Source organism: Actinosynnema sp. NPDC050436, from assembly GCF_040655415.1.
Taxonomy (GTDB): Bacteria; Actinomycetota; Actinomycetes; order Mycobacteriales; family Pseudonocardiaceae; genus Actinosynnema.
Genome location: NZ_JBFAJV010000013.1, coordinates 1 through 19,558 on the forward strand (window position 1 = coordinate 1; position 19,558 = coordinate 19,558).

At 70.9% G+C, this 19,558-nt stretch carries 15 protein-coding genes; 7 read left to right on the forward strand and 8 right to left on the reverse strand.

Translation table 11 applies throughout. The features are described 5' to 3' along the window. Window positions 1-243 precede the first annotated feature (243 nt). Window positions 244-543, forward strand: coding sequence for a DUF3817 domain-containing protein (locus AB0I60_RS27580; RefSeq protein WP_360734556.1), 300 nt, complete (start codon window positions 244-246; stop codon window positions 541-543). A gap of 56 nt (window positions 544-599) precedes the next feature. On the opposite strand, the gene AB0I60_RS27585 is transcribed toward AB0I60_RS27580, so the two are convergent. Both AB0I60_RS27585 and AB0I60_RS27590 read right to left on the reverse strand, forming a co-directional pair. Continuing rightward, window positions 600-1,673 carry a phosphotransferase gene (locus AB0I60_RS27585; protein ID WP_360734559.1) on the reverse strand — a complete coding sequence of 358 codons (1,074 nt, stop codon included), beginning with the start codon at window positions 1,671-1,673 and terminating at the stop codon, window positions 600-602. Window positions 1,674-1,740: 67 nt separating this feature from the next. Then, window positions 1,741-2,244, reverse strand: a complete 504-nt coding sequence (locus AB0I60_RS27590; RefSeq protein WP_360734562.1) for a MarR family transcriptional regulator — start codon at window positions 2,242-2,244, stop codon at window positions 1,741-1,743. Window positions 2,245-2,287: 43 nt separating this feature from the next. On the opposite strand from AB0I60_RS27590, the gene AB0I60_RS27595 reads away from it, so the two are divergent. The 3 genes from AB0I60_RS27595 to AB0I60_RS27605 are packed head-to-tail and all read left to right on the forward strand — an operon-like array spanning window position 2,288 to window position 4,552. Further along, a complete protein-coding gene (locus AB0I60_RS27595) occupies window positions 2,288-2,590 on the forward strand; it encodes an MTH1187 family thiamine-binding protein (RefSeq protein WP_360734564.1) in 303 nt (100 codons plus the stop codon). 42 nt (window positions 2,591-2,632) lie between these two features. After that, entirely contained in the window at window positions 2,633-3,541 is a 909-nt protein-coding gene (locus tag AB0I60_RS27600; protein ID WP_360734567.1) for a hypothetical protein, read from the forward strand. 54 nt (window positions 3,542-3,595) lie between these two features. After that, window positions 3,596-4,552: a tetratricopeptide repeat protein gene (locus AB0I60_RS27605; protein ID WP_360734570.1), complete on the forward strand. Its 957-nt coding sequence runs from the start codon at window positions 3,596-3,598 to the stop codon at window positions 4,550-4,552. 264 nt (window positions 4,553-4,816) lie between these two features. Here the strand turns inward: AB0I60_RS27605 and AB0I60_RS27610 are convergent, their stop codons facing one another. After that, window positions 4,817-6,256, reverse strand: coding sequence for a neutral zinc metallopeptidase (locus AB0I60_RS27610; protein WP_360734573.1), 1,440 nt, complete (start codon window positions 6,254-6,256; stop codon window positions 4,817-4,819). Window positions 6,257-6,328: 72 nt separating this feature from the next. Beyond that, window positions 6,329-7,714: a neutral zinc metallopeptidase gene (locus AB0I60_RS27615; protein WP_360734576.1), complete on the reverse strand. Its 1,386-nt coding sequence runs from the start codon at window positions 7,712-7,714 to the stop codon at window positions 6,329-6,331. A 269-nt stretch (window positions 7,715-7,983) separates the two neighbouring features. On the opposite strand from AB0I60_RS27615, the gene AB0I60_RS27620 reads away from it, so the two are divergent. Genes AB0I60_RS27620 through AB0I60_RS27630 form a run of 3 tightly spaced genes read left to right on the forward strand, consistent with a single transcriptional unit; the run spans window position 7,984 to window position 11,488 of the window. Then, a complete protein-coding gene (locus AB0I60_RS27620; RefSeq protein ID WP_360734579.1) occupies window positions 7,984-9,546 on the forward strand; it encodes a discoidin domain-containing protein in 1,563 nt (520 codons plus the stop codon). Beyond that, a complete protein-coding gene (locus AB0I60_RS27625; protein WP_360734582.1) occupies window positions 9,546-10,736 on the forward strand; it encodes an MFS transporter in 1,191 nt (396 codons plus the stop codon). The genes AB0I60_RS27620 and AB0I60_RS27625 overlap by 1 nt, the downstream gene beginning before the upstream one ends. Before the next feature lie 20 nt (window positions 10,737-10,756). Beyond that, window positions 10,757-11,488, forward strand: a complete 732-nt coding sequence (locus tag AB0I60_RS27630) for a hypothetical protein (protein WP_360734585.1) — start codon at window positions 10,757-10,759, stop codon at window positions 11,486-11,488. Between the two features lie 57 nt (window positions 11,489-11,545). Here AB0I60_RS27630 and glgB read toward each other — a convergent pair whose 3' ends face one another. From glgB to AB0I60_RS27650, 4 genes are all read right to left on the reverse strand, one after another. Further along, complete coding sequence (gene glgB, locus AB0I60_RS27635; protein ID WP_360734588.1) at window positions 11,546-13,708, reverse strand: 1,4-alpha-glucan branching protein GlgB; 2,163 nt, start codon at window positions 13,706-13,708, stop codon at window positions 11,546-11,548. After that, window positions 13,705-15,039 (reverse strand): aminoglycoside phosphotransferase, encoded by a 1,335-nt coding sequence (locus AB0I60_RS27640; protein WP_360734590.1) that lies wholly within the window; start codon window positions 15,037-15,039, stop codon window positions 13,705-13,707. Before AB0I60_RS27640 ends, glgB begins: the two co-directional genes overlap by 4 nt. 5 nt (window positions 15,040-15,044) lie before the next feature. Continuing rightward, a complete protein-coding gene (gene treS, locus AB0I60_RS27645) occupies window positions 15,045-16,856 on the reverse strand; it encodes a maltose alpha-D-glucosyltransferase (protein ID WP_360734593.1) in 1,812 nt (603 codons plus the stop codon). A gap of 91 nt (window positions 16,857-16,947) precedes the next feature. Next, window positions 16,948-18,927 carry an alpha-1,4-glucan--maltose-1-phosphate maltosyltransferase gene (locus AB0I60_RS27650; protein ID WP_360734596.1) on the reverse strand — a complete coding sequence of 660 codons (1,980 nt, stop codon included), beginning with the start codon at window positions 18,925-18,927 and terminating at the stop codon, window positions 16,948-16,950. Window positions 18,928-19,558: the final 631 nt, after the last annotated feature.

The window sequence follows — 19,558 nt, forward strand, 5'->3', positions numbered from 1 at the left end:
CAGCGAACCGCGCTTGAGTGGGTAGTGCAAGCACGCCCTTCGCTTGCACTACCCACTCAAGGGTGGTTGTCTCCGACCGGGCCACACGGGGATGACACGACGACCACCGCACTACCCGTCATCCTTGGCGGCTCGCCCGTCCGGCGAGGACGCCTTTATCTTTTTCTTCCCTGAACGCCCACAGAACCGCCCAAAACGGACCCCCAAGCAACGTGACCCCCGTCACTCACCACAATGGGTGACATGCTCTCCAGCCCCGTAGGTCGTTTCCGTCTCTTCGCGATGGCCGAGGCCGTGTCCTGGGCAGGTCTGTTGATCGGGATGTTCGTCAAGTACGCGATCGGCCCCGAGATCGGCGTCAAGATCTTCGGCCCGATCCACGGCGCGATCTTCGTCGGGTACGTCCTGGTCACCCTCATGCTCGCCGGCCGCTGGGACCGCCGCACCACCTTGTGGGCGCTCATCGCGAGCATCCCGCCCTTCGGCACCGTCTTCTTCGAGCGCTGGGCCGCAAAGCACAACAAGCTGACCCCCGCCACCTGACGAGCCGAGCCCTGACGAGCCGAGCCCTGCGAGCCGAGCGCTGACAAGGCGAGCGCTCAGAAGCTGAGGGCCGTCCGCAGCTCGCGTTCGGGGTCGCCGAGGTGGTAGACCCGCTCGCTCTCCTCGATGCGGTCCAGGAACTCCTGGTACACCAACGCGCCCACCAGGTGCGAGGCCGGCCGGGCGCACTTCAGGGCTGCCTGCGGATCGCTGTCGGGCCGGTGTCGCAACCAGGCATCGGCCCAGACCTCCGCGATCCCGAGGTCGTCCCCGACGAACCCGATCAACCGGGCGGCGTCCAGAGCGGGGTGCCCCCAGTGCGCGTCGCCCCAGTCCAGCACCACTCCGCCGGACCGCCAGTTGCCGGGGTGGAAGTCCCCGTGCAGCACCGTGTCCGGAAGCCCGAACGAGGGCACGTGCACGTTTCTCTTCCTGAGCCCTCGCCCTCGTACCTCGGCTCGTGCACCGAGAGCGGCCTGCACCGCCACCCAGCGCGGCACGATGTCCGCGATCACCTCGGCGGAGGGCTGCCAGCAGTCGACCCCCGAGGCCGCGCGCATCAGCACCCGCTGCGGCGCGGACGCCACCACGTCCGGCACCAGCCCCGGGTCCACCGAGCGCACCATCGAGATCACGGCGGACTCGTCGGCCATGAACGCGGGGATCTCCTTGGCCCAGAACGTCCCGCCTTCGGTCTCCAGCCGGTACAGGCACGACAGGTTCCACGTCTTCACCTGCACCGCCTTCCGAACCTGCCGGCCCACTCCCTCAAGCCGAGCGCCCGCCCACGCCACGAGGTCGGCCGGTCCGCCGGGCTCGGCCCACGGCATCCGTAGGGGATCGCTTTTCGCGAACTGCTCGGAACCTACGATCGGCTCGTTGCCTTCGAGCGCCTTGGAGCCCCAAGAAGAAGGGCGTGAAGCAGCTTCGACCAGGTAAGTGACCGTGCCGCCGCGCATCCCGGAGCCCGTGGCCGAGATCAGCCGCAGCACGCTGGTGGGCACGCCCAGCATCGCGTCCAGCCGGGTCACCACCGGTTCGACGTCGTTCCACCACGGGCTGTCCACGGTGAACCCGACCGAACCGAGGTGCTCCCCGCCGACCGTCACCAACGCCACGACGTCCCTCATGTCGTGCAGGGTGCTCGACCGGCCGGCCCGGCGTCGAGTGGTTTGGGGTCTGCGGCGGGGAGCAGAGCTAGTCGGTGAAGTCCCCGACCGCCCGCCGGACCTTCGCCAGCAGGTCCGTGAGCTGCTCGGTCTGCCGCTCGGTCAGCCCGCGCAGGCCGAACTCCACTTCGGTCACCGCTTCGGTGGCCGCCTCGCGCCGGGCGTGGCCGTCGGGGGTGATCTCGACCAGGGTCGTGCGCCGGTCCGTGGGGTGGGGGTTGCGCCGGACCAGGCCGTCGGCTTCGAGCCGGTCCACGATGTTGGTCACGCTCGTGGGGTGCAGTTGCAGCCGCTCGCCCATCACCCGCATCGGCAGGCTGCCGGTGCGCGCGAACGTCAGCAGCACCAACGCCTCGAACCGGGCGAACGTGAGGCCGTGCGGCTTGAGGGCGGCGTCCACGGCGGACTGGATGATCTGCTGTACTCGCATGACGCTCGTGACCGCCGCCATCGCAGTCGACGGTCCGATCCGCTTCTCCCACAGCTCGGCGGCGCGCGCGATGGGGTCGAACGGCAGCGGTTGGGACGTCATGCGCCGAAGCTATCAGTGGATACCGGGAAACCAGGAGGCAACTGTGCTCGTCGCGTTCAGCGTCAGCCCGCTCGGCGGGGAGTCGGACAGCGTCGCGGAGGCCGTCGCGGCGGCCGTGCGGGTCGTCCGGGAGTCCGGGCTGCCCAATGAGACCAACGCGATGTTCACGCTGGTCGAGGGCGAGTGGGACGAGGTGATGGCGGTGGTGAAGAAGGCGACCGAGGTGGTCCAGGCGGTGGCTCCCCGGGTCGGCCTGGTGCTCAAGGCCGACATCCGGCCCGGCTACACGGGGCAGCTCCGGGCGAAGGTCGAACGCGTGGAGCGCCACCTGGCCTCGGAGGATTAGTTCGGCTGGAAAGCAGTCGGATTTCCACCTAAAGTCGGGTGGATGACACCGCGTGATCTGTGGCTCCGGTTCGAGACCTACCACGACGTCACCTACTTCACGCCCGAATCCCGAGCCGTCACCGATGACCTGGGGTGCAAGGGCGGCTGGATGGGCTACTTCGCCATGCGCGCGGCACCGCTGGGGGCCGCGCCGCCGCAGACCGTGACGGCGGCTTTCTACAGCTTCGCCCCGTGGATGGTGGCGCGAGCGCTGCCGGACGCCTGGGGCGTCGCTGAGCCTGAGCGCTTCCTCGAAGCGCGGCTGCGGGGCGTGGACGGGGCGCTGCGGCGGATGCTGCTCGGCTCTGGCTCTGGCTCTTGTCCTGGCTCTGGTCCTGGCTCTGGTCTGTCCTCGGACCGGACAGAGGAGAGGATCGGAGAGGCTGCGCAGTTGGCTGCGGAGGCCGTGGAAGGCGCGACGCTGGCCGGACGGACCCTGGGCGCGGCCAACGCGGCGCTGGCGCTGCCCGAGGAGCCGCACCTCGCCCTGTGGCAGGCGTGCACCACGTTGCGGGAGCTGCGTGGCGACGGGCACATCGCGGCGCTCGTGGCGGCGGACCTGACGCCGTGCGAGACGTTGGTGCTGTTCGGCGCGGAGAAGGGGTTGGACGCGGCCTACCTGCGGGCGGCCAGGGGGTGGAGCGACGCGGAGTGGGCCGTTGCCGAAGCGTCGCTGAAGGACCGGGGCCTCTACGACGGAGGCTTGACCGAGGACGGCAAAGCGCTGCGCCGGGAGGTCGAGCAGCGCACCGACCAGGCTGCGGCGGGCCCGTGGAAGGCGCTCGGACCTGCCAGGACGGCGCGGTTCGTCGAACTCGTGACCCCGCTCGCGCTGACCATCGCCGAGCAGAACGACGCCATGCGCACCAACCCGATGGCCATCGACCCGGTACGCGAGCTGAGCGGGTGAAACCAGGCGCGGGTCGCGCGCAGCCAGGTCGGGGGTTCGTGCCAGGATGGAAGCGTGACAAGGCCAGACCCACGCAAGACCGCAGCACTGTCCGCCGCGCTGTCCGGGGCTGTCGACCTCGGCGCGTTGAAGGCACGGGCCGACGCCGCCCGTCAGCGGACCACCGCGCCGCCCACCTCGGCCGCCTCCGACGGTGGTCAGAGCCCGTGGGTGCTCGACGTCACGGAGGCGACGTTCCAGTCCGTCGTCGAGCGCTCGCTGGACGTCCTGGTCGTGGTCGAGCTGACCGCCGCCATGAGTCCCGAGGCCGGCCGGCTCTCCCCGGTCCTGGAGCAGGCCGCGCGGGCCGGCGGCGGCGCGTGGATCCTGGCGCGCGTCGACCTGGAGGTCAGTCCCCGCGTCGGGCAGGCGTTCGGCGTGCAGTCGGTGCCCACCGTGGTGGCGATGGCCGCCGGGCAGCCGGTGGACGCGTTCGTCGGACCGATGCCGGCCGCCGAGTTCGACCAGTGGATCGCCCGCCTGCTGGACGCCCTGCGGGACCGCCTGCCGGGGATCAAGGCGGCGGAGGCCGGTGGCTCCGGCGAGCCGCTGGAGGAGCCCGAGGACCCGCGCTTCGTGGCCGCCGAGGAGGCGTTCGAGCGCGGCGAGTTCGACCAGGCCATCGCCGCGTACGAGGCCATCCTGTCGGCCGAGCCCGCGAACGCCGACGCCAAGGCGGCACTCGCCCAGGTCCGGTTCACGGCTCGGGCCGAGGGGCTGTCCGCCGACGCCGTGACCGCTGCGGACGAGCGCCCCGACGACGTCGACGCCCAGTTGGCCGCCGCTGACGTGGAACTGGCCAACCAGGAGGTCGAGCGCGCCTTCGCCCGGCTGATCGACCTCGTCCGCCGGGTGTTCGGCGACGACCGGGACCGGGTGCGGGAGCACCTGGTCGGGCTGTTCGAGCTGTTCCCGGCTGATGACTCGCGGGTGACGGTGGCTCGGCGTCAGTTGGCCAGTGCGTTGTTCTGAGTGTCTGTAAATCTCAAAAGATAAAAGCGTCCTCGCCGGACGGGCGAGCCGCCAAGGATGACGGGTAGTGCGGGTCGTCGTGTCATCCCCGTGTGGCCCGGTCGGAGACAACCACCCTTGGTCAGGTCATGCAAGCGAAGGGCGTGCTTGCATGACCTGACCAAGCGCGGTTCGCTGCGCGCGGGCCACACGGGGATGACACGACGCGCTTGGGTGCTGGTGCGCTGGCGCGCTGGTCGGTGTGGTTGCGCGTGTAGAGGGTGGTCAGTCCGAGTACTTGCGGGTGCAGAGGCCCGAGCCGTCGTAGAAGCCGTCTCGGAAGGCTTCCACGCGGGCGAAGCCCGAGGGGACCACCTGGCCGTTCACGTCTGCCGCGATGAGGCTCTTGTCCGCCAGGAGTTCGGCCACCGCTTCGTCCAGGTCACCCGAGGACAGGCGGAGCGTGGCTTTCGACTCGGTGGTGGTGCCGGCCCAGGCTCCGGTGAGGCACGCGGTCCGCAGGCCCGCCGCCGGGCCTTCCAGGGAGTAGCCCGTCGCTTTCTGGATGGACAGGGCGTAGCGGGACGCGATTTCGGCGAAAGCCGCGAAATCCCCGATCCCGCCCTTCTGGCCGCGTTTCGGCGGGGTGCCGATCTTCACCAGGTCGGGCAGGTCGATGGTGATGGCGTTGGTCGACGGGCAGTATGCGGCGGGACTGGTCTCCTGGGCGTCGGTGCACTTCGCGTCACCCGTCTTGAGGGTGGGCGGGGTCGCGCCGCTCTGGTTGTAGGCCTTGCGGAGGCTTTCCTCCAGCAGGTCCAGGTAGCGCTTGTCGTCCACCTTCACGTTGCCCTTGCCCTGGCCCGTGTCGACGTCCAGCGCGTCGAACTTCTCCTGGGTGATCCGGGTCTTGATCTCCTGCTCGTCGATCTCGGCGCAGCGCTTCGGGTCGCCGGCGAAGCCGAACTGGAACGCGGCGACGCGGTCGAACGCGCTGCCGTGCGCTCCCTGCTTCTCCGCCGACGTGCCGGCCGCGTCCCGGATGAAGAACATCGTCGCCAGCACCTGGTTGAGACCCGGGCCGGTCGAGATCCGGAAGTGCTTCGACTTCCCTTCCGCCACCCAGCGGAAGAAGTTGCCCGCGTAGCAGTCGGCCTGCTGCTCCTTGATGATCGACGGGGTGCCTTGGGTGACGCCGCTGTCCGGGCCCAGCTTGTACTGCACCGCGTGGCCCATCTCGTGGGCGAGGACGGTGACCACGGCCATCGGGCCGAAGGCGTCGTCCAGCATGGGCAGCAGCTCGCCCCGGTCCCACGCGATGCTGTCGTCCAGCGAGCAGTAGAAGGCGTTGGCCACGCCCCTGGTGTTGGTGCGGCAGATCTCGACGCCGGCACCGTTGGAGTCGTACGACACCAGGCGCTTGACCGGCTCGAACTTCTTCCCGCCGAAGTTCTTGGGCAGTTGCTCGGCCCAGTACTCCTCGACGTCGGCCAGGGTGTTGATGGCCAGGCGGTCCATCTCGCCGCCGTCGCCGTTCTCCACCCGCAGGTCCGCGTCCGGCACGCCCGGCTTCGGGCCGCTGTCACCGGTCGTGATGTCGAGGCCCGACACCTTGGACACGTCCGGTTTCACCGCCCGCGCCGAACCGTGCACGCTCTGCGAGCAGCCGGCGGACAACGCTGCGACCGCGACCAGCGCCGCGACCGTGAACACCCGTCGAGCCATGTCCGAGCACCATCCCGATCTGTGCGGTCCGTGCCGAACACTACTTGTCCGGTGCGGTCGGCGTGACCGGAACTACCCCAGCCCGCACGCCTTGTCGCCGGTGAACACGCCGCTGCGGAACACGTCGACCCGCTTGAACCCCGGTGCCACGGTCGCGCCGCCGGCTCCGTCGCGGGCCGCGTAGTCGTAGGCGAGCAGCACCTTCACGGCCTCGTCCAGGTCGCCGGGGGACAGGCCGAAGCCCTGCCGGCGGCTGAACACCTCGCGGGTGTAGGCACCGGCCAGGCACAGCGCGCCGGCCGCCGCCTCGTCGCCCTCGACCCCCTTGCCGAGTGCCGCGCGCGCCGCCAGGCCGTACCGGGACGCGAGCAGGATGCCGGTCGCGTAGTCGCCGATCTTGGCGTGCAGCTTCGGCAGGTCCTGCGCGACCTCGACCTGCACCGACTTGTCGGCCGGGCAGAACGCGACCGGGCCCTGGTCGCCGGAGCAGTCCGGCTCCTCCTGGGTGGGGGTGGTCTTGGGCGGCGTCCAGGTCTTGCCCTTGGCGGTGACCAGCGCCTTGTAGTAGTTGTCCAGGTCGGGCGTGATGGCGTTGAGCATCTCGTCGAACGGGAGGTTGCCGCCCCGGTCGCGGTCGTCGACGCTGGTGAACGCCTGCTGGGTGAACTGGCGGTTCTCGACCGTCATGGCGGCGCAGAACTTGGTGCCCTCCTGGTACCCGTCCTGGAAGGCGGACACCCGGTCGAACGCGTTGCCGTGCGCGGCCTTGTCGGAGGGGGAGGTGCCGACCGGGTCGCGGAACGAGATGAGCGCACCCAGGGCCGAGTCGAGGGTGTCGGTGCCGATGTCGAGGTGCTCCGACTTGCCGTCGTTCACCCACTTCACGAAGCTGCCCGCGAAGCAGTCCGCCATCGCCTCGGTGAGGATGGTCGGGAACTTGCGCGGGTTCGCGCGCTCGGCCTCGGGCGTGATGCCCATCCGGCGCTGCACGGCGTGCCCCATCTCGTGGGCCAGGACGATCACCACGGCCGCGTCGCCGTAGCCGTCGCGGAGCACGGGCAGCAGCGCGGCGCGGTCCCACGCGATGGCGTCGGCGCTGGGGCAGTAGAAGGCGTTGCCCTCGACGTCGCCGGCCTTCTCGGTGCACGGCGGCGGCTTGGCCGCCGGGTCCGAGGTGTCCACGGAGTAGATGCCGCCCTGGACGGGCCGCCACGGCTCGCCGAAGGTGGCCGGGAACGCCTGCTCCCAGAACTGGTCGACGTCGGTGATCGCGGTCGCGCCCAGCCGGTCGATGTCGCCGCCGTCGGTGCCCTTGATGAAGCTCGGGTCGACGCCGCCCTCGGTCACGACCTTGCCGGCCACCGGCCGCCCGGTGACCGACCGGGTGCACGCCGACGCGACCAGCGCCGTCGAGACCACCGCTACCAGCAGGATCAGTCGAGCCGAAGCGTGCTGCATCGGTCCATTGTGCCGCCAAAGCGCCGACTTTCGACCCCTTGGAGGAGGTGAACCGGTCCATGTGGAGGAGAGGGGGAGGGAGGGGTGGGAGTGCGGGGGAGGGGGCTGGGGTGGTTGCTGAGGGGGGTCGGGTGGTGGCGGGTGGTGTTCACCTCGCATTGGGCGGATGGCCGTTGACTCCGGTCGGGGGTCGGGGCTAGCCTGCCAATTGTAAACATTCTTTACTATTCTGCTCCCGAGCCGCCGCCCCGGACCGTGAGGAGAACACCGTGCGCCGTGTCGCCCCGTTGGCGTCGGCGGCTGTGCTTCTGTTGCTCGCACAGCCGCTGACCGCCGCCAGCGCACCAGCCGATTCCCTTCTCTCCCAAGGCCGACCCGTCACCACGTCGTCGGTCGAGGACTCCAGCTTCGACGGTCGGCTCGCCGTGGACGGGCGAACCGACACCCGCTGGGCCAGCGCGCCCGGCATCGACCCCCAGTGGCTCGCCGTCGACCTCGGCGCCACCTCCGAGGTGCACCAGGTCATCGTGCGCTGGGAGGACGCCTACGCCACCAAGTACAAGGTCCAGCTCTCCGCGAACGGTTCCACCTGGACCGACATCAGCAGCCGCACCACCGGTGACGGCGACTCCGACACGCACGCCGGGCTCCAGGGCACCGGCCGCTACCTGCGGATCCTCGGCACCGCGCGGGCCACGACCTACGGGTACTCGATCTGGGAGCTGGAGGTGTACGGGGTTCGCGGCGGCGGTGACACCGTCGCCCCCAGCATCCCGACGAACCTGAAGGTCACCGGCACGACGTCCAGCAGCGCGTCGCTGTCCTGGACGGCCGCCACCGACAACGTGGGCGTGGCCGGCTACGACGTGCTGCGCGACGGTGTCGTCGTCGGCACGGCGAACGGCACGTCCTACACCGACAACGGGCTCGCGCCCAGCACCGGGTACGACTACGCGGTGCGGGCGCGGGACGCGGCCGGGAACACCTCCGGGTCCGGCAACGTCGTGCGGGCCACGACCGGGGCCGGCTCCGGGTCGTTCGTGGTCGCGGCGGCGGGTGACATCGCCGAGCAGTGCACGGCGAGCAGTTCGTCCTGCGTGCACCCCAAGACCGCCAAGCTGGTCGAGCAGATGAACCCCGTGGCCGTGATCACCATGGGGGACAACCAGTACGACGACGCCCACCTGTCGGACTTCCAGAAGTACTACGACAAGACGTGGGGCAAGTTCAAGTCCAAGACCAAGCCGATCCCGGGCAACCACGAGACCTACGACAGCCCGCCGCTGGCCGGGTACAAGGACTACTTCGGCTCGATCGCCACGCCGCAGGGCAAGACCTACTACTCGTGGGACCAGGGCAACTGGCACTTCGTCGCCCTGGACTCCAACGAGTCGAGCAAGCCCGGTTCCGCGCAGCTCGAATGGCTGAAGAAGGACCTGGCCGGCAACCGCAAGGGCTGCGTCGCCGCGTACTTCCACCACCCCCGGTGGAGTTCCGGTGAGCACGGCAACAACACCAGCAGCGCCACGTTGTGGGAGACGCTGGTGGCCAACAAGACCGACCTGGTCCTGTCCGGCCACGACCACCACTACGAGCGGTTCAAGCCGTTGAACGCCGCCGGGAAGGCCGACCCGAACGGCACCCGCTCGGTGATCGGCGGCGGTGGCGGCGCGTCGCTCTACAAGGTGTCCGCCAACCCGGCGGTCACCGAGTTCGCCAAGTCGGTCCACGGCGTGCTCAAGCTGACCCTGACCGACAGCACCTACTCCTGGCAGTACCTGGGCCTGGACGGGAAGCCGGTCGACAGCACGCCGACCTACGACTGCCACTGATGTACCTCTCGACCGCACGTCAGGCGCCGGAGGGCGCCCGGGGCGGGGGCCGGGTGGCGGGCAACGTGCTCGCCCTCGGCCTGGTCAGCCTCGTCACCGACATCTCCTCGGAGATGGTCACGGCCGTGCTGCCGCTCTACTTCGTGGTCGCGCTCGGGTTGAGCCCGCTGCTGTTCGGCGTGCTGGACGGGCTCTACTCCGGGGTGACGGCGGTGGTGCGGCTGCTGGGCGGCCACGTCGCCGACCGGTTCCAGCGGCGCAAGGCCGTGGCGCTGGCGGGCTACGGCCTGTCGGCGGCGGCGAAGATCGGGTTCCTGGTGGTGTCGTCGCCGGTCGCGCTGGGCGGTGTGCTCGCCGTGGACCGGACCGGCAAGGGCCTGCGGACCGCGCCGAGGGACGCGCTGATCTCGTTGAGCAGCCCGGCCGACGGGCTGGGGCGGGCGTTCGGCGTGCACCGGGCGATGGACACCGTCGGCGCGTTCATCGGGCCGCTGGCAGCGATGTTCGTGCTGTGGGCGAGCCTCGGCTCGTACGACGCGGTGTTCGTCACCAGCTTCTGCTTCGCCGTGCTGGGTGTGGCGCTGCTGGCGCTGCTGGTGCGGGACAAGCAGTCGCCGGCCGCGACCCGGCCCCGGCTGAGGTCGTTGTGGACCCGGGAGTTCCGCCGGGTCGTCGGCTGGGCCGCGCTGCTCGGCGTGGTCGCGGTCGGCGACGGCTTCCTGTACCTGCTGCTCCAGCAGGAGCTCCGGCTGGACGCGGTGCACTTCCCGCTGCTGGCCCTGGGCACGGCGGCGGTCTACCTGCTGCTGGCCGTGCCGCTGGGGAAGCTCGCGGACCGGGTGGGCCGGTGGCCGGTGTTCCTGGCCGGGCACGTGGCGCTGGCGGCGGCGTTCGGGCTGCTGCTCACCCCGTACGTCAACGTGGTCGCCGTGCTCGCCCTGCACGGCCTGTTCTACGCCGCCACGGACGGCGTGCTGCCGGCCGCCGCCGGCCCGTTGCTGCCCGCCGCGCTGCGCACCAGCGGCATGGCGGTGCTGCAGACCGGGCAGGCGTTGGCGAAACTCGTGTCCTCTGTCCTGTTTGGAGCGTTGTGGACGATCTGGGGAGTGTCGACGGCGTTGACGGTGTCGTTGACCGCACTGGCCGTCGTCTTGGCTGGCGCAGCGGTGTTGCGGCCGCTGTCGTCCTGATCCTGGCGGCGGCGGGCTACGTGCTCTACGCCCGGGGCCACGCGGTCGGGGCGTCCGACGAGTGCAAGCGGCGGTCCTCGGCGGCCGGCACCTCGGCGTGCCTGCGGGCGCTGCCCGGCCTGCCGCCGGTGGTCGAGCTGGTGGTGACGGCCGGCGGCCGGGAGACGCGCCACGAGGTCCCGGGCATCCCGAGCCGGCTCCAGGTGTCGCCCAGCGGGCGGATGGTGTCGTGGACGGTGTTCGTGTCCGGCGACTCCTACAACACCGCCGGGTTCTCGACGCGCACCGGCATCCTGGACACCTCGAACGACGAGGTGCGCAAGTCGATCGAGGACATCCCGCTGACCGTGGGCGGGCAGCGGTACTTCGCGCCCGACCTGAACTTCTGGGGTGTCACGTTCACCGCCGACGACAGCGCGTTCTACGCGACGGCGGCGAGCCGGGGGCGCACCCACCTCATCCGCGCGGACTACCGGGCGTGGGAGGCGGAGGCGCTGCGCGACAACGTCGAGTGCCCGTCGCTGTCCCCGGACGGCACGCGGCTGGCGTTCAAGAAGAAGGTCGACCCGGGCCCGTGGCGGCTGCACGTGCTGGACCTGGCGACCATGGCGGAGACGCCGCTGGCCGAGACCCGCAGCGTCGACGACCAGGCCGTGTGGCCGGACGCCGACACCGTGGGCTACGGGCTGGACGGCGCGACCTGGACCGTGCCGGCGGACGGCTCGGGCACGCCGGAGACCGCCCGGGGCTGAGGTCCCGGCCGAGGTCGCGGTGGTCGGCGGCGCTCCCGCCGGCCACCGCGACCGCGCTCACGCGGGGACGAGCCAGAGCACGCCGGCCGGCGGGAGCTGGAGGACCGCCGACGCCGGGCGGCCGTGCCACGGCACCTCCTCGGCCTCCACGCCGCCCAGGTTGCCCACGCCGGAACCGCCGTAGCCGACCGAGTCGGTGTTCACCACCTCGCGCCAGCGGCCCGCCGAGGGCAGGCCCACCCGGTAGTCGTGGTGCGGCATCCCGGAGAAGTTCGCCACGCACGCCAGCACCGAGCCGTCCTCGCCGACGCGCAGGAAGCTGAGCACGTTGCCCGCCGAGTCGTTCGCGTCGATCCAGGAGAAGCCCTCGGGCCTGCCGTCCGCGCTGTAGAGCGCGGGGCTGTCCTTGTAGACGTCGTTGAGGTCCGCCACGAGCGACCGGACGCCCGCGTGCAGCGGCGAGTCCAGCAGGTGCCAGTCCAGCGAGCGCGACTCCGACCACTCGCCCCGCTGGCCGAACTCGCCACCCATGAACAGCAGCTGCTTGCCGGGGTGCGCCCACATGAACGCCAGCAGCGAGCGCAGGCCGGCGGCCTTGTTCCAGTCGTCGCCGGGCATCCGCTGCCACAGCGAGCCCTTGCCGTGCACGACCTCGTCGTGGGACAGCGGCAGCACGAAGTTCTCGCTCCACGCGTAGACCAGCGAGAAGGTGATCTCGTTGTGGTGGAACGACCGGTGCACCGGCTCGCGCGAGAGGTAGTGCAGCGAGTCGTGCATCCAGCCCATGTTCCACTTGAACCCGAACCCGAGGCCGCCCAGGTGGGTCGGCCGGGTCACGCCGGGCCATGCGGTCGACTCCTCGGCCACCATCACCACGCCGGGGTGCCGCTTGTAAACGGTCGCGTTCAGCTCCTGGAGGAACCGCACGGCGTCGAGGTTCTCCCGGCCGCCGTACTGGTTGGGCAGCCACTGGCCCTCTTCGCGCGAGTAGTCCAGGTACAGCATCGAGGCCACCGCGTCGACCCGCAGGCCGTCGATGTGGAACTCCTCGATCCAGTACAGCGCGTTGGCCACCAGGAAGTTGCGCACCTCGTTGCGGCCGAAGTCGAACACCAGGGTGCCCCAGTCCGGGTGCTCGCCCCGGCGCGGGTCCTCGTGCTCGTAGAGCGCGGTGCCGTCGAACCGGGCCAGCGCCCACGAGTCCTTGGGGAAGTGCGCGGGCACCCAGTCCATGATCACGCCGATGCCGTGGCCGTGCAGCACGTCCACGAAGTGCCGGAAGTCGTCCGGGGAGCCGAACCGGGACGTCGGGGCGTAGTAGGAGGTCACCTGGTAGCCCCAGGACCCGCCGAACGGGTGCTCGGCCACCGGCATCAGCTCGACGTGGGTGAACCCGGCCTCCACCACGTAGGCGGCCAGCTCCTCGGCCAACTGCCGGTAGTCCGGGCTGCGGCCGTCCTCCCGGTGCCGCCACGAGCCGAGGTGCACCTCGTAGACGCTCATCGGCGCGTTGATCCACTCGGTCGCGGCGCGCTTGGCCGCCCACTCCTCGTCGCGCCACGTGTAGGTGGAGGCGGTGACGACCGAGGCGGTCGCGGGCGGCGTCTCGGTGGCGAACGCCATCGGGTCGGCCTTCTCGTGCCAGCCGCCGTCCCGGCCCAGGATGCGGAACTTGTACCGGGTGCCCGTCGGGATGCCCGGCACGAACACCTCCCAGACGCCCGACGAGCCCAGCGAGCGCAACGGGGTCGCACGGCCGTCCCAGCTGTCGAAGTCGCCGCACACCCGCACGCCGCGCGCGGTCGGCGCCCACACCGCGAACGACACGCCGGTCACCGTGCCGTCGGGCGTGTCGTAGGCCCGGAAGTGCGCGCCCAGCACGTCCCACAGCCGCTCGTGCCTGCCCTCGCCGATCAGGTGCAGGTCCAGTTCGCCGACCGTGGGCAGCCACCGGTACGGGTCGTCCACCTCGACCACCGTGCCGCCGTAGGAGACCTCCAGCCGGTAGTCGCCGGGGTGCTCGGGCAGCCCGCCCTCGAACAGGCCGTCGGCTACCCGGTCGAGTTCGAAGCGCTTGTCGCCGGCCAGCACGGACACCGAGGACGCGCCCGGCCGCAACGCGCGCGCGACCACCTCGCCGGAGGGCAGGTGGTGCACGCCGAGCACCGAGTGCGGGTCGTGGTGCGACCCGGAAAGCAACCGGTCGACGTCCTCGGTCATCGTGCTCCCTCTCCAGTGATCCGGGCGATCGACGACAGCGGCACCGTCAACCACTCCGGCCGGTTCGCGTACTCGTAGGCCACCTCGTACACCGCCTTGTCCAGCTCGAACGCCCGCAGCAGGTACCCGCGGGCACGCGGGTCGCCCACCGAGGACGCCGCCGCCTCCGCGTAGCCCTCGGTGAACGCCGCGCGGTTGCGCCGCGACCACTCCAGCGCCCGCACGGCCAGCTGGTGGTCCTCCGGCCGGCCGACGAGGAGCTGGTGGGCCGCGTAGTCGAAGGATCGCAGCATCCCGGCCACATCGCGCAGCGGAGAGCGCAGCGAGGTGCGCTCCGCGATCGGTGCGCCCGGCTCGCCCTCGAAGTCGATCAGCAGCCAGCCCTGGACCGTGCGCAGCACCTGGCCCAGGTGCAGGTCGCCGTGGATGTGCTGGATGGCGATCGCGCCGGGCGTGTCGCGGGCCTGCTCGAACGCCTCGCGCAGCGCCGGCGCGAACGGCAGCAGCTCCGGCACCACCTCGGCCACCGCGTCCAGCCGGGCCACCATCGCGCGGACCGTCCGGTCGATGTCCTCGGCGTCCGCGTGCTGCGTGCCCAGCGCCCGCTCCAGGTCGGCGTGCACGGTCGCCACCGCCTGCCCGAGCCGCTGCGCCTCGCCCGCGAAGTCGCCGCCCACCTCGTCGGCGTGCAGGTCGCCCTCCGCCATCAGGTCCCGCACGCTCGTGGTGGCCATCGCCCAGCCGTCCACCGCGTCCGGCAGGAACTGCTGGAGCATCCCGACGGTGGTCGGCTCGCCCTCCAGCGTGCCGGTGATCGAGCCCAGCGGCTGCGCGACGTGCTCGCAGCCCACCTCGTGCAGCGCGCGTTGCAGCACCAGGTCGGGGTTCTCGCCCTGGCTGAGCTTGCGGAACAGCTTGAGGATGTACTGGCTGCCGAACACCAGCGAGGTGTTGCTCTGCTCGGAGGTGATCGGCCGGCCGCGCAGCCCGGTCTGCAGCTCCACGCCCGGTTCGTGCGCGAAGGCCAGGCCGTCGACCGAGGCGTTGCCCGCGATCAGGTCCAGCAGCCGGCCGGTCAGCTCGGGCTCGCCGGTCGCGTCGTAGTTCTCCACCAGGTCGGTGAGCAGGAGCTGGTAGGGCGCGCGCCGGTCCTGCTGCTCCACCTCCACCACCAGGTGCACCAGCAGCGGCTCGGTCGCGTTGAGCACCGTGCTGCGCAGCGGGCGCACGGCGGTGACCGGCCGGTCCTTCCCCCCGAACCACCGCTGCGCGGGCAGCCACGCGGGCAGTTCGGTCATCACCTTGTCGACCAGGTCCTGCGGTTCGGTCACCGGGTTCACCTCGTCTCGCCCTCGTCGCCCGCTTCGACCAGTTGGAACCAGTAGAAGCCGTGACCGGGCAGCGTCAGCAGGTACGAAAGGTCGCCCACGGTCGGGAAGCGCACCCCGCCGGTCAGCTCGACCGGGCGCGCACCGCGGTGCTCGGACAGGTCCAGCTCGACGGGCTGCGGGAACCGGGACAGGTTGTTCACGCAGAGCACGATGTCCTCGTGCCCGTCCGGCCGCCGCCACCGCCGCCGGTAGGCCAGCACGCTCGGGTTCGAGCCGCCCAGGTCGGTGAAGTCGCCCTCGGCGAACGCGTGGTGCTGCTTGCGCACCTCGATCATCCGCCGCGTCCAGTTCAGCAGCGAAGACTGGTTGTTCAGCTGTGCCTCCACGTTCAGGCCCTGGTAGCCGTAGACCGGGTCCATGATCACCGGCAGGTAGATGCGCCCCGGGTCGCAGGAGGAGAACCCCGCGTTGCGGTCCGGGGTCCACTGCATCGGTGTGCGGACGGCGTCGCGGTCCCCCAACCAGATGTTGTCGCCCATGCCGATCTCGTCACCGTAGTAGAGGACGGGTGATCCGGGCAGGGACAGCAGCATCGCCGTGAACAACTCCTGCTGGTTGCGGTCGTTCTCCAGCAGGGGGGCGAGCCGCCGTCTGATCCCGATGTTGGCCTTCATCCGGGGGTCTTTGGCGTACTCGGCGTACATGTAGTCGCGCTCTTCGTCGGTCACCATTTCGAGCGTGAGCTCGTCGTGGTTGCGCAGGAAGATGCCCCACTGGCAGCCGTCGGGGATCTGCGGCGTCTGGGCCAGGATCTCCGAGATCGGGAACCGGGACTCGCGGCGCACGGCCATGAAGATGCGCGGCATCAGCGGGAAGTGGAACGCCATGTGGCACTCGTCGCCGCCCACCTCGGGGTTGCCGAAGTACTCCACGACGTCCGACGGCCACTGGTTGGCCTCCGCGAGCAGCACCCGACCGGGGTACTCGTCGTCGACCACCTTGCGGCAGCGCTTGAGGAAGTCGTGGGTGCGCGGCAGGTTCTCGCAGTTCGTGCCCTCCTGCTCGAACAGGTAGGGCACCGCGTCCAGCCGGAAGCCGTCGATGCCCAGGTCCAGCCAGAACCGGAGGGTGTCCAGCATGGCCTCCTGGACGTCGGGGTTCTCGAAGTTCAGGTCCGGCTGGTGGGAGAAGAACCGGTGCCAGTAGAACTGGCCGCGCACCGGGTCGTAGGTCCAGTTCGAGGACTCGGTGTCGACGAAGATGATCCGCGCGTCCGGGTAGCGCTGGTCGTCGTCGCCCCACACGTAGTAGTCGCCGTAGGGCCCGTCCGGCTCGGCCCGCGACTGCTGGAACCACGGGTGCGCGTCGCTGGTGTGGTTGAGCACCAGGTCGGTGATCACCCGGATGCCCCGGCGGTGCGCCTCGTCCAGCAGGTAGACGAAGTCCTCGACGGTGCCGAACTCCGGCAGCACGCTGCGGAAGTCGGAGATGTCGTACCCGCCGTCGCGCAGCGGCGACGCGTAGAACGGCGGCAGCCAGAGGCAGTCGACGCCCAGCCACTCCAGGTAGTCCAGCCGGGACGCCAGCCCGCGCAGGTCGCCCGTGCCGTCGCCGTTGGAGTCGGTGAAGGCGCGCACCAGCACCTCGTAGAACACCGCGCCCTTGAACCAGTCGGGCTCGCGCGGCGCGAGTTTCGCCGACCGGAAGTCCTCGGCCTGCGGTTCGACCAGCAGGCCGTCCGCGCCGATGGCCTCACCGGTGTGCGGCACGCCGTCCAGTCCGGTCAGCGCGGCGTCGGGTCGGGGTTCTTCTGCCATGTGCTCCACCTCGTCCCACCTCTTCGGGGGTACGGTCGACGGTCCCTCGCGCTGCGGCGCGCGGGGACTCGTGTCGGGGGTTGGTCCGCTGCTAGCTGCTGAACCTGCGCTGCACGGCGACGACGTGCGCCGACGCGCGCCACGGTTCCAGGCGGATGTAGTTGGCCTGGCCCCAGTCCCAGGTCTCCCCGGTCACCTCGTCGTGCGCGATCAGGCGTTCGTGCCAGTCGAAGCCGAGCGTGGGGAGGTCGAGCCAGACCGTGCCGTCCTGGGCGTTGTGCGGATCCAGGTTCACCACCACGACCACCGTGTCGCCGCTGCCCGGGTCCTGCTTCGAGTAGGCGATCAGCGCGGGGTTCTCGACGTGGTGGAAGCGGAGCGTGCGCATCTGCCGCAGCGCCGGGTGCGCGCGGCGGATGGTGTTGAGCTTGCGCAGCCACGGCTCCAGCGACCGGCCCTCGGCCACCGCCTGCTCGAAGTCGCGCGGGCGCAACTGGTACTTCTCCGAGTTCAGGTACTCCTCGCTGCCCTCCCGCACCGCCTGGTGCTCGAAGAGCTCGTAGCCCGCGTACACGCCCCAGGTGGGGCTCAGCGTCGCGGCCAGCGCGGCGCGCAGCGCGAACATGCCCGGACCGCCGTGCTGCAGCGACTCGTGCAGGATGTCCGGCGTGTTCACGAACAGGTTCGGCCGGGCCTCGTCCCAGTGGGCGACCAGCTCGGAGCCGAACTCGGTCAGCTCCTCCTTGGTCGTGCGCCAGGTGAAGTACGTGTAGCTCTGGGTGAAGCCGAGCTTGGCCAGGCCGTAGAGCCGGGCCGGTCGGGTGAACGCCTCGGACAGGAACAGCACGTCCGGGTGCTCGTCCTTCACCGCCCAGATCAGCCACGCCCAGAAGTCCGGCGGCTTGGTGTGCGGGTTGTCCACCCGGAAGATGCGCACCCCGTGGTCGACCCAGTGCCGCACCACGCGCAGCACCTCGTTGTAGATGCCCTGCGGGTCGTTGTCGAAGTTGACCGGGTAGATGTCCTGGTACTTCTTCGGCGGGTTCTCCGCGTAGGCGATCGAGCCGTCCGGGCGGGTGGTGAACCACTCCGGGTGCTTGAGCACCCACGGGTGGTCCGGCGCGCACTGGAGGGCGAGGTCGAGCGCGACCTCCAGGCCCAACTCGGACGCCCGTGCGACGAACGCGTCGAAGTCCTCGATCGTGCCCAGCTCGGGGTGGATCGCGTCGTGCCCGCCCTCGTCCGCGCCGATCGCCCAGGTCGATCCCGGGTCGTCCTCGGTCGCCACCAGGGTGTTGTTCGGGCCCTTGCGGTTCACCCGGCCGATCGGGTGGATCGGCGGCAGGTAGGCGACGTCGAACCCCATCGCGGCGACCCGGTCGAGGGCCTTGGCGGCGGTGGTGAACGTGCCGTGCACCGGGACGCCGGCCTCGTCGAGGCCGCCGGTGGAGCGCGGGAAGAACTCGTACCAGGACCCGAACGCGGCGCGGGTGCGGTCCACCCACACCTTCTGCGGGCGGCCCTTGGTGATCAGCTCGCGCACCGGGTGGTCGTGCATGACCTGCCGGACGTCCTGGGCGAGCGCGGGCGCGACCCGCTCCGCCAGCGGGCGGTCGGTGTCGCGCAGCGCCGAGGCGGCGTTCGCCAGCAGCGGCTTGTCGCGGCGGCGGTCGGGGCGGCGCGAGACGCGGTCGATCAGCCGCGCGCCGGACTCCAGGTCGTTGTGCAGCTCGTCGGCGCCCTGGCCGGCGGCGATCTTCACCTCGACGGCGTGCAGCCACGTGGCCCACGGGTCGGACCAGGCGTCGACCCGGAACGTCCACGCGCCCTCGGCGTCGGGGACGATCGTGGCCGCCCAGCGGTCCAGCCCGACGCCCTGCGGGACCATCCGCGTCTGTCTTGCGACCCGGTCGCCCGGTCCCCGCCACGTCACGGTGGCGGCGACGGCGTCGTGGCCCTCGCGCCACACCGTCGCCTCCACCGGGACGTGCTCACCGACCACGGCCTTGGCCGGGTACCGGCCACAGCTGACGGTCGGGGAGACGTCGTCGATACCGAGTCGTCCGCTCATCGGCAGCGCCCCTCTCACCTGGTGTGACGCTTGCTTGGTCAAGTTTGCCCGTCCTGATCGCGCAGGTCGTCACCGGGGACTACGTACTTGGTGTTCCTACCCCGTACAACCGGATCGCACACGTGGCGGTGATCCCGGTCTCGTCATGGGGGACGTCCATCCCAGTCCCCGGAGCGGGTGTCACCCGAACAGTCGATCATGACGGCGGTGCTGACCTGCGGTCGGCCCCTGGTGGACGATCTTGTCGGGTCGGTCGCCCACTTCGGTGTCACCGAAGAGAACTACGGGCCAAAAGTCGGTAGCCGGTGTGCGCCGCCGCCACGCCTGCGGCCGGCCGGGGGCGGACCCGCGCGGAGATCGCTCGATCGGGTCTGCGGACACGCCCGCACCGGGTGAGCCGGCGGGCGGGACCGCCGGGCGGGTGGCGCGCGGGCCGTCCGGTCGGCGGTGCGCGCGCCGCCGCCGGGACCGGCCGCCGGCCGCCGACCGGCACAGCGGCGGGCCCGCCGGCGCGTTGCGGTAACGCCGGGCGGTTGTGTACGAAAGAACACGGGAGGACCGTCCGCGCTGGTGGAACTGGATCGGTCCCTGCATCGGTCCGGGTGACCGTTGCCCCGCACCGCTGGATGGG